The 10,937-nt window shown below is 72.9% G+C and carries 2 protein-coding genes; both read right to left on the bottom strand.

Translation table 11 applies throughout. From position 1 onward, the window contains the following. Positions 1-17: 17 nt before the first annotated feature. Positions 18-4,874 carry a type I polyketide synthase gene (locus GTY96_RS33330; RefSeq protein ID WP_161666821.1) on the bottom strand — a complete coding sequence of 1,619 codons (4,857 nt, stop codon included), beginning with the start codon at positions 4,872-4,874 and terminating at the stop codon, positions 18-20. 32 nt (positions 4,875-4,906) lie between these two features. Further along, the gene (locus GTY96_RS33325; RefSeq protein WP_235686058.1) at positions 4,907-10,933 is read right to left on the bottom strand and encodes a type I polyketide synthase; all 6,027 of its coding nucleotides are present in this window, start codon (positions 10,931-10,933) and stop codon (positions 4,907-4,909) included. Positions 10,934-10,937: the final 4 nt, after the last annotated feature.

Genomic DNA, 10,937 nt, shown 5'->3' with positions numbered 1-10,937 from the left:
GGTGCGGGTCCCGGAACTCAAAGCCTGGCCAGCTTCTCGAGGAGGAGTCGTTCGACTTCCTCTTCCGACAGCTGCTCGACGAGGGCGGCGGAGGCAGGCGGCGTGTCCGAGCGCGGCTCGGAGCGGTGGGGGGCGCCGGTGGAGGGAGGCGGTTTGCCGGACACCCACTCGCGATGAAGGTGGGCGGCCAGCTGCGAGATGGTGGGGTGTTCGAAGACGAGGGTGGGCGGCAGCGGGCGCCCCAGGCTGGTCTCGAGTCCCTTGCGCAGCTCCAGCGCGAGCAGCGAGTCCATGCCCAGGTCGGTGAAGCCTCGCTCCAGCTCGAGGGGGTGCGAGGACTCGCGCCCCAGGGTCCGCGCCGCGAGCTCGCGGACGTGCCGCGTCAGCAGCGCGAGCCGGTCGCTGTCGGGCACCTCATCGAGCTGCTTCAGGAGCGAGTCCTTTCGAGGAGCCTCCTTCGGCGCGGCGGCGTCCAGCGCCGCCAGCAAGGGCATGCGCCCGCCCGGGAGCTGCTGCCGGAAGGTGGGCCAATCCACCCGCAGCACGGCCACCTGGGGCGACGGCTGGTCCCAGAGCCGCTCGAGCGCGCCAAGGCCCTCCTCCGTGGACAGCGGGGTGAGGCCGTGCGCCTCCAGACGGGAGCGGTAGCGCGCATCGACCGCCATGCCCGCCTCCGCCCACGGCCCCCAGTCCAGGCTCAGCGCTGGCAGCCCGAGCGCGCGGCGATGCCACGCGAGCGCGTCCAGGAAGGTGTTGGCCGCCGCGTAGCTGGCCTGCCCCGGCGAGCCGAGGAGCGCGGAGCCGGCGGCGAACAGGACGAAGGCGTCGAGCGGATCGCCGCGCGTCAGCAGGTGCAGGTTCCACGCGCCCCGCGCCTTGGGAGCCATCACGCGCGTGAGCCGTTCCTCCGATTGGTGGAGGAGGAGCCCGTCGTCCACGATGCCCGCGGCGTGGACGACCCCGCGCAAGGGGGGCAGGGTGGCGCGCACCGACTCCAGAAGGTGCCCCAAGGCGCCCGCATCGGTGACGTCCACCTGCGCCACGTGCACCCGGGTGCCCGCCTCGCGCAGTCGCTCCAGGGACTCCTGGGTGGCGGAGTCCGGCGAGCCACGGCCCAGGAGGACCAGGGCTCCTGCGCCCCGTTCGCTCATCCACCGCGCGACGCGCAGCCCCAGGGCGCCGAGTCCACCGGTGATGAGATAGGTGCCGTCCGCGCGCAGGGAGCGCACGCGGGAGCTGGGCGGACGGATGCGCTCCAGCCGGCAGACGTAGCGGCGCCCCTGGCGGAACGCCACCCGGTCATCACCACCGGTGGCCTGCACCGATTCCCATGCGGCGTGCACCTCACGCCCCGGTGCCGCGGGGTCGAGATCCACGAGCCCGCCCCAGAGCTCCGGGTGCTCGCGTGAGAGCACCTGTCCGATGCCCCACAGCGGCGACTGCAAGAGCGCGACCCGCGAGGGCTCTTCGAGCGACACGGCCCCTCGTGTCACGAGCCAGAGCCGGGGAAGGGGGGCGAGGCTCCGAGCGCCGACGAGCGCGCGCACGAGGTGGAAGACCTGTGCGCCGCACCGTCCGAAGTCCTCCTCCGGCGTCGCGCCTCTTTCATCGAGGATGGGCGCGTCCAGGCCCCAGAGGTGGAGGACCCCGACGAGGGGAGGGCGCCCAGGTTCGCGCGCCGTGACCAGCAGGCGCTCCAGCTCCGAGGCCGCTGTGTCCGGTGGGGGCTGCGACGCCAGGAGACAGGAGTGCCCCTGTGCCCGAAGCAATCCAGCGAGCGCTTCGCCGACGCCTGTTCGATCCGCGAGGACGAGCCACAGGCCAGGGACGCTCGCGGATGCGTCGCGCGTGGGACGGTCTGACTCCCTCCAGCTCGGGCGATAGCAGCCGTCTTCGAGCACACCACCGACCTGCTCCTGGCGGTGCCGCTGGACGAGCAGCCGCAGGAGGTCGGGGAGCAGCGCGCGTTTCTCCGGCGCGAGGGGGCCGGATCGTTCCAGCTCCAGGCTCAGTCCATCCACGTCTCCGCGCTCCAGCAGCTCCACGATGCGCGAGGTGGACGGAGCGCTCGGCGTGCCCCTGGCTTCGCGCTTTCGAGGGCGCTGGGACTCCTCGTACCAGCAGCGCTGTCGCTGGAACGGATAGGTGGGCAGCGGCACCTTGCGCCGCGCGAGGCCCCGGTCGAAGCCACGCCAGTCGACCGCTCCTCCGCGCGTGTACAGCGCGCACAGGCTGGTGAGGAGCTGACGCCAGTCGTCCCGGTCAGCACGGAGGCTGGGGAGCCAGAGCGCGTCCGTGGATTCAGGCAGGCACTGGCGACCCAGGCCCAGCAGCGTGGGCTTGGGGCCGACCTCCACGAAGACCAGATGACCCTGCTGGTGCAGGGTCCGCATGCCGTCGGCGAACCGCACCGGCTCGCGCACGTGGCGCGTCCAGTAGCCGGGCGTGGCGATCTCCGGGCCCGCGAGCTCCCCGGTGAGGTTGGAGATCAAGTCGACGGTGGGCTGGGCGTAGTGGACCCCGCGCGCGACCTGCTCGAAGGCCGCGAGCATCGGCTCCATCAACGGCGAGTGGAAGGCGTGCGAGACGGTGAGCGGCTGGATCCGGAGGCCCTGGGCCTGGAACGCGGCGGTGAGGGACTGGATGACCGTGCGACGCCCCGAGAGCACGACGCTGGCCGGGGCGTTGATGGCGGCGATGGACACCTCGTCCTTCCACCGCTCCATCATGGACGCGGCATGGGCGGGGCCGGTCTCCACCGCCACCATGGCCCCGTCCTCCGGGAGCGCCTGCATCAGGCGGCCTCGCGCCACCACGAGCCGCAGCGCATCCTCCAGGCTGAACACGCCCGCCACGCAGGCCGCCACGTACTCCCCCAGGCTGTGGCCCATCACCGCGGTGGGCACCACGCCCCAGGACCGCCAGAGCTCCGCCAGCGCGTACTCGAGCGAGAAGAGCGCGGGCTGGGTGTAGGCCGTCTCGTGAAGCGGTGAGCGCTGCCCTGGGGCCGGGTAGAGCACTTCGAGCAGGGGCACGGAGAGCTGTCCGTCCAACAGGGCCGCGCAGCGCTCGAGCGTCTTCCGGAAGACGGGTTGTGCCTCGTAGAGCCGCCGTCCCATGCCCTCGCACTGCGAGCCCTGCCCCGTGAACAGGAAGGCCACGGGAGGACGGTTGCCGCTCAGGCCTCGGCTGGCGTGAGCGGGCACCTGTCCCTGGGCGAGCGCGGCCAACTGCTCGCGCGCTTCCGCTGGGGTCGCGGCCGTGAGCGCCGCGCGGTGGGAGAGGTGGGCGCGGCCGGTGTTGGCGGAGAAGCACACGTCGGCCAGGGACTGATCGGGGTGCTCCGCGAGGTGTCGTTCGTAGCGGTCGGCCAGCGCACGGAGCGCTTCCTCGGAGCGTGCCGAGAGCGTCAGCAGGTGGAGGGGACGCGACACTTCCGGCGCGGGCTCCGCCTTCGGGGACCCAGGGACGGGCCCTGGCTCCGAGGCCTCCGCGAGCACCACATGGGCATTGGTTCCACTGAAGCCAAAGGCGCTCACCCCCGCCACGCGATGGCTGTCACCGCTGTTCCAGGGGGTGCACTGGGTCGGCACCGCCAGGGGAAGCTGCTCCCACGGACCGCTGAGCGGGTTGGGGCGGTGGAAGTGCAGGTGTGGGGGCAGCTCTCGGTGTCTCAGCGCGAGCACCACCTTGAGGAGCCCCGCCATCCCGGCCGCGGCCTCGAGGTGGCCGAGGTTGGTCTTCACCGAGCCGATCCACAGCGGCTCACCCCGGGGGCGCTCGCCGAAGACGGAGGCCAGCGCCTGCACCTCGATGGGGTCCCCCAGCGACGTGCCCGTCCCGTGCGCCTCCACGTAGGACACCGCCCCGGGCGCGACCGACGCGCTTTCGAGCGCCTTGCGGATGACGGCCTGCTGGGCGGGGCCGTTGGGGACCGTCAACCCGCTGCTGCGTCCGTCCTGGTTCACCGCGGAGCCGCGGATGACCGCGAGGATCCGATCTCCATCCGCTCGGGCATCGGACAGCCGCTTGCAGACAATGACCCCACAGCCCTCGGAGCGGACGTAGCCGTCGGCCGCGGCGTCGAAGGTCTTGCAGCGCCCGTCCGGCGCCAGCATCCGGGCCTTGGAGAAGTTGACCGAGAACTCCGGGAGGAGCTGCAGGCTCACCCCGCCCACGAGCGCCATCCGGCACTCGCCACCGCGCAGGCTCTGACACGCCAGATGCACCGCGACGAGCGAGGAGGAACACGCGGTGTCCACGGAGAGGCTGGGGCCCTGCAAGCCGAGCCAGTACGAGAGTCGGCCCGAGGCGACCGCGTGGGCGTTGCCAGTGCCCAGGTATGCGTCAATCTCTTCGGGCCCACGCGCCAGGAGGAGCTGGCCGTAGTCGGTGCCGCCAATGCCGACGAAGACGCCGGTGGCGCTGCCCGCCAGCGAGTCCGCCGCCACGCCCGCGTCCTCCAGCGCCTCCCACGTCACCTCCAGCAGGAGGCGTTGCTGCGGATCCAGGCTCCGCGCCTCTCGCAGCGAGACGCCGAAGAACGGCGCGTCGAAGTCCTGGATGCCTTCGACGAAGCCGCCGAAGCGGGTGGAGATCCTCCCCGGCGTCTCCGGGTCGGGGTCGTACCAGGCCTCGGCGTCCCACCGCTCCGGGGGGACCTCGGTGATGGCGTCGACCCCGTTGCGCAGCAGGCGCCAGTACGCCTCGGGCGAGCGCGCCCCGCCCGGGAAGCGGCAGCCCATGCCGATGATGGCGATGGGCTCGCGGCGCGCCGCTTCGACGGCATCGAGCTTCGCGCGCAGGTCCTCCAGGGCGCTCAGCGCCCGCTTCACCGGAGACAGCGCACTGCTCGTTTCGGCTCGTTCGACCATGTCCTCCGACCTCATTCGTCCCGGGGCTTGCGTCAGAACCGCAACGTCTCCAGCTGCTTCAAGAGCCTCGCCTCGGCTTCCTCCTCGGAGAGCGCCTCCACCTCGAGCCCTGGTACTGGGTCCGGGGCGGCCGTCTCCTCGCGTCGCTCGCCGGACACAGGCACGGACTCGGGCGTGCCCAGCTGGGACGCCAGGAAGCCCGTCAGCGTGTCGAGCGTCGGGTAGTCCAGGGTCAGCGTCGCCGGCAGTGACAGCCGCAGGCTCCCCTGCAAGCGATTGCGCAGCTCGAGCGACGTGAGGGAGTCCATCCCGAGCTCGAAGAAGCCCTGATCCGCGTCAACGGGCCGGCTGCCGTCGAGCCGCAGGACGTGCGCGAGCTGTCCGCGCACGTGCTCCCCGAGGAGCGCGCGCCGGCGGTGGGGCGGCGCCGACTGGAGCTTGTCGAGGATCCCGACCGTCGCCGCCACCGGGGGAGGGGCCATCCCCGCGAAGTCCCGGACCAGCGGGAGCCGACCCGCGCCGTCGAGGAACCTCGCCCAGTCCACGGGCACCACGCCCACCTGGGGCACGGGGCTCGAGAACAGCCGCTCCAGCGCGGCGAGCCCCTGCTCCGGGGCGATCATCCCCAGCCCCTTCTTGCGCAGCAGCTCCACCGCTTCGGCCGAAGCCGCGGCGCCAATCTCCGCCCAGCCGCCCCAGTTGATGCTCAGCGCGGGCAACCCCTGGGCCCGCCGATGCCAGGCCAGCATGTCGAGGAAGGTATTGGCGGCGCCATGGTTGCCCTGGCTGGGGTTGGCCAGCAGGGCCGCCGAGGCGGAGAACAGCACGAAGCAGTCCAGGGGCAGCCCGCGCGTGAGCGTGTGGAGGTGCCAGGCGCCCCGCACCTTGGGCGCGAGCACCTGGGAGAAGCGCTCCCAGGTGAGCTGGCTCAAGAGCCCGTTGTCGAGCACTCCGGCCGCGTGCATCACTCCGCGCAGCGCGGGCAGGTGCGCGCGGATGTGCTCCAGCACCCGGCGGACCTCCTCCTCCCGGGAGATGTCGGCCTGGAGGATGCGCGCCTGCGCCCCCGCGAGCGCCAGCTCCGCCACGACCACGTCCGCCTCGGGTCCGGTGGCGCGGCGGCCGACGAGCACCAGGTGCCGTGCCCCTCGCTCCACCATCCACCGGGCCACCCGCCGCCCCAGCCCGCCCAGTCCGCCCGTGATGAGGTACGTGGCGTCGTCGCGGAAGCGGACGGCTTCGGCCGGTGCGAGGGAGTGGCGCGCCAGTCGCGACACGAACCGCCCCTCCGCGCGACGGGCCACCTGATCTTCTTCCTGTCCCGAGGTGAACTCCTCGAGCAGCGCCTGGGCCTCCTCCTCTGGAGGATGTTCGCCCGGCTTCAGGTCGACCCGGGTGCAGCGCAGCTCGGGGTGCTCGAGCGCGATGGCCCTGCCCAGCGCCCAGAGCGGGGACTGCGCAAGCCCCGGGACATCCGGCCGCGGGCCCACGGGAACCGCGCCGCGAGTCACCAGCCACAGCGCGGGCGGTGTCGCGATGGGCGTGCGGGCCAGGGCCTGGACCAGATGCAGGGTGCCCGCGTACGAGCGGAGCGCCGCCGCTTCGAGCAGCGCTTCATCCAGTGCCTCGGCGGGGGCGGCTCCCAGGCTCCAGAGCTGCACCACACCGCCGAGCTGCATGGGCGCGGTGTCGCCGGTCGGGGCCGCCTGGGCGAACTCGACGAGGCGCCGCAGGTCCGCGGGGTTGGAGGGGTCCACACGGAACGCGTCCGGAGCCAGCTGCTCGAAGCGCTCTCCGGGATGGGCGAACAGGCACGCGTCACCCTGTCGCTGGAGTCGTGCCGCCAGGGCCTCGCCGAGCGGGCCCGCGTCCACCAGCAGCAGCCAGCGCCGCCGCGGCTTCGATGTCACCGCGGTGTCCACCCGCGCGTCCGCCCGCGCCAGGAGCGCCGCCTGCCTGGAGAGGACGGCGAGGCCTTCGTGCTCCAGGGGAAGCGCCGCCGCTTCGGAGAAGCCACACTCACGCAAGACACCGCGCCACTGCTCCGCGGAGAGCAGCGGGTGTCGAGTGCGCAGGTCGGTGTCGACGAAGCCGTTCCAACCGCCGGTGAGCCCGAAGGTCAGGTCGATCCACCGCGTCGGCTCGGTGGCCTCGAGCGCCACCAGCAGGCCCCCCGGACTCAACAGCGTGCGCACGTGGCGCAGCGACTCGCGGAGGTCGCGCGTGGCGTGCAGGACGTTGGAGGCGAGCACCAGATCGTACGCGCCCGCGGCGAGCCCCTGGGACGCGGGATCCTTCTCCAGGTCCAGCGCCTGGTAGCGCACGAACGGGTACGCCGCGAACTCCTCCGCCGCGCGGGCGGTCAGGAGCGGAGACAGGTCCGTGAAGGTGTACTCGGCGCGGTCCGCGGGGAGCAGGGGCAGCACGTAGGAGGTCGTCGCGCCGGTTCCCCCGCCGACTTCGAGGATCCGCAGCTTGCGCTGCCGCGGCAGCCGTTCGAGCACCGCGGAGAGCGCGTCCTGCACCAGCGCGTGGATCGTCCGGGAGGCGGGGGTCTTCCGGTAGAGCGCCGCGAGCTGGCGCGAGTCTCCTCCGGGGAAGAGCAGGTGCAGGGGATCGACGCGCCCCTGGAGCACCTCCGCCAGCCGCGTACCGCAGCGCTCGAGCAGGTCCAGCTCGGCCCGCACCGAGGGGTGCCGGGACGCGGTGGCTTCGAGCTGCCCACGCGCGTCGGGCCGCGCGGGCAGGCTCCGCACCTCCCATCCGTCGGCGCTCCTGTGAAGGGTTCCCTCCTCGACGAGGATGTCGAGCAGGCGCTCGAAGAGCCGACGCTGGGAGGGGATCACCCCCAGCTGCTCCGCCAGGGCCCCCGCGGAACGAGGGGCTCCCGCGAGCGGCTGCCAGCTCATCCGGCGCAGGGCCTCGAGGATGAAGGTGGCGCTCAGCGACTCCAGCTCTCGCAACCCGGACTCGTAGGGGGCGATCTCCGGAAGGCCGAGGAGCGTGGACACGCGCGGGTCCAGCCGGGCTCGCAGCGCCTCGATGGAAGGCAGGAAGTCGGGAGGCGGCGTTGTTCCCTGGAGGGACTGGAGGTTCCAGCGCACCTCGTAGAGCCAGTCCTGGAAGGGCGGCTCGGAGCGCTGTTCGCGGTGCTTTTCGACCAGCGCCGCGAGGACCCTGGGCAGGAGGCCGCGCTCCTCGGGCGTGAGCACCTGTGCTTCCTCGACCATGCGCGACAGCCGCGCGACGTCCCCTAGTTCGAGGGACCGCACCACCTGCGAGGAAGGCTCGGCGCTGGCGGCCGGGGTGCCGTGCGTGGAGCCCACGGAGGGGGAGAGCCAGTAGCGCTGGCGCTGGAAGGGGTAGGTGGGCAGGGCCACCCGGTGCCGCGCCGGGTCCTGTTCGAGGCCGGCCCAATCGAGGGGGGCGCCTCGGACGTAGAGCTCCGCCACGCTCTCCAGGAGCTGTTGCCAGTCCGGCCGCTTCGGGTTCAACGAGGGCAGCCAGGCCACGCTGGCGTCGTCCAGACAGCCCGCCCCCAATCCCGAGAGGACGGGCGCCGGGCCCAGCTCCACGAAGACGCGGCAGCCCTGCTGGTGGAGCGTCCGCACGCCCGCGGCGAACTGGACGGCCTCGCGGGCGTGGCGAGCCCAGTAGGCCGGTGAGGTGAGCTCCTGGCTCGCCAGCGCTCCCGTCAGGTTGGAGACGAGTCGAAGCCGTGGCGCCGACAGGGACACCTGGGCCGCGAGCTGCTGGAGGTCCCGAAGGATGGGCTCCTGTCCCGGCGAATGGAAGGCGTGAGAGACCTCCAGGCGCCGGGTCCGCACGCCCTCGGCCTCCCACTGCTCCGCCAGCGCGCGCACCACCTCTCGCTGGCCTGAAACCACCACGCTGCGCGGGCCGTTCACGGCGGCGATGGAGACGGCGTGCGCGTGACGGGCGAGCCTGGGCGCCAGCTCCTCCAGGGAGGCCTGCACCGACAGCATCTCGCCGTCGCGCGGCAGCTCCCCCATCATCCGCGCCCGCCCTGCGATGAGCCGCAGGCCGTCCTCCAGCGAGAAGACGCCGGCCACGCAGGCGGCGGCGTACTCCCCGACGCTGTGTCCGAGCACGGCGGAGGGGACCACGCCCCAGGAGCGCCACAGCTCCGCCAGGGCGTACTCGAAGGCGAACAGGGCCGGCTGCGTGAAGCGCGTGTCATCCAGGAGCCCGCGCGCTCCGTCGGCCGGGAAGAGCACGTCGAGCAGGGGGCGCTCGAGCTGTCCCTCCAGCAGTCCGGCGCAGCGCTCCAGTGCGTTCCGGAAGGTGGGCTGGGTCTCGTACAGCTGACGGCCCATGCCCGGGTACTGGGAGCCCTGGCCCGTGAACAGGAAGGCGATCTTCGGGCGTTCGGCGCTCGATGCGCGCCGTGCGCGGGCGTCCGGTGGGAGGGTTCCCTCCGCGGCCTCCGCCAGCTTTCGTGATGCCTCCTCCGGGGAGGCCGCGACGAGCGCCAGGCGCTGCGGCAGATGCGCGCGGCCGGAGCGTGTGGTGGAGGCAACGGCACCCAGCGAGTGGCCGGACAGGGGCAGGTGACGCGCGTAGCGGCCCGCGAGCTGTCGCAGCGCATCCTCGGCGTGCGCGGAGAGCGTGAGCAGGTGGTACGGCTGCTCGGGGGCGGGGGCCATGCGCAAGGCGGCTGGCGCTTCCTCCACGAGGACGTGCGCGTTGATGCCGCTCATGCCGAACGAGGCCACGGCGGCGGTGCGCGGTCGGTCCTGTCGGGGCCAGACCGTGTGCTTCACGGGGATGCGCAGCGGGAGCGTGTCCCAGGGGATGTGCGGGTTGGGCCGGGTGAGGTGCAGGTGCGCGGGCAGCTCGCCGTGCCGCAAGGAGAGGACGACCTTGATCAGCCCCGCGATGCCCGCCGCGGCCTCGAGGTGCCCGAGGTTGGTCTTCACCGAGCCCAGCAACAGGGGCTGGGACGCATCGCGCCCGGGGCACAGGACGTCGGCGAGGACGCGGACCTCGATGGGGTCGCCCAGCGAAGTGCCAGTCCCATGCGCCTCGACGTAGTCCACCTCGGTGGGACCGAGCCCCGCGGCCTCCAGGGCCTGACGCAGCACGCGCTCCTGCGCGGGGCCGCTGGGCACCGTCAGCCCGGCGCTCCGCCCGTCATGGTTCACCGCTGAACCCCGGAGCACGGCCAGGATGGGATCGCGGCCCGCCACCGCGTCCGAGAGGCGCTTGAGCACCACCACGCCGCAGCCCTCGCCACGGCCGTAGCCGTCCGCCGCCGCGTCGAAGGTCCTGCACCGCCCGTCGGCCGAGAGGGCCCTCATCCGGGAGAGCAGCAGGGAGATGTCCGGCGACAGCATCAGGTTGACGCCGCCGGCCAGCGCCAGGTCGCACTCGCGGGCCCGCAGCGCCTGACAGGCCAGGTGCACGGACACCAGCGAGCTGGAGCACGCCGTGGCCACCACCATGCTCGGCCCCTGGAGGCCCAGGTGGTACGAGAGCCGGCCCGCGGGGAAGCTCAGCTCGGTGCCCGTGCCCCCGTAGGGGTCGAGCGCGTCGGCCGCCACCTGCTGCGCCTGGAGCCGGGTGTAGTCCGTGGCCATCAAGCCCACGTAGACCCCGGTCCTGCTGCCGGACAGCCTGTCGGGGGCGATCCCCGCGTGCTCCAGCGCCTCCCACGCCACCTCCAGCAGGAGGCGCTGTTGCGGATCCATGCTCGCCGCCTCACGGGGCGAGATGCCGAAGAACGCGGCGTCGAACGCGTCCACCCGGTCCAGGAACGCGCCCCGGCGCGTGTACATCTTGCCGGGCGCCTCTGGATCCGCGTCGAAGTAGTCGTCGATGCGCCAGCGATCCGCGGGCACTTCGGACGTCGCGTCGCGCCCGTCGCGGAGCAGCTCCCAGAACGAGTCGGGATCCACCGCGCCGCCGGGGAACCGGCAGCCGATGCCCACCAGGGCAATGGGCTCGCGCCGGGCCTGCTCGACGGCGGCGAGCCGCGCCTCGAGTTCTTCGATGGCCAGATAGGCCTTCAGCAGTGGGGAGGGGGCGTTGGGCGGCATCACG

Origin of the sequence: Corallococcus silvisoli, from assembly GCF_009909145.1 — a bacterium.
GTDB lineage: Bacteria > Myxococcota > Myxococcia > Myxococcales > Myxococcaceae > Corallococcus > Corallococcus silvisoli.
This window is presented reverse-complemented; position numbering and strand designations above follow the sequence as displayed.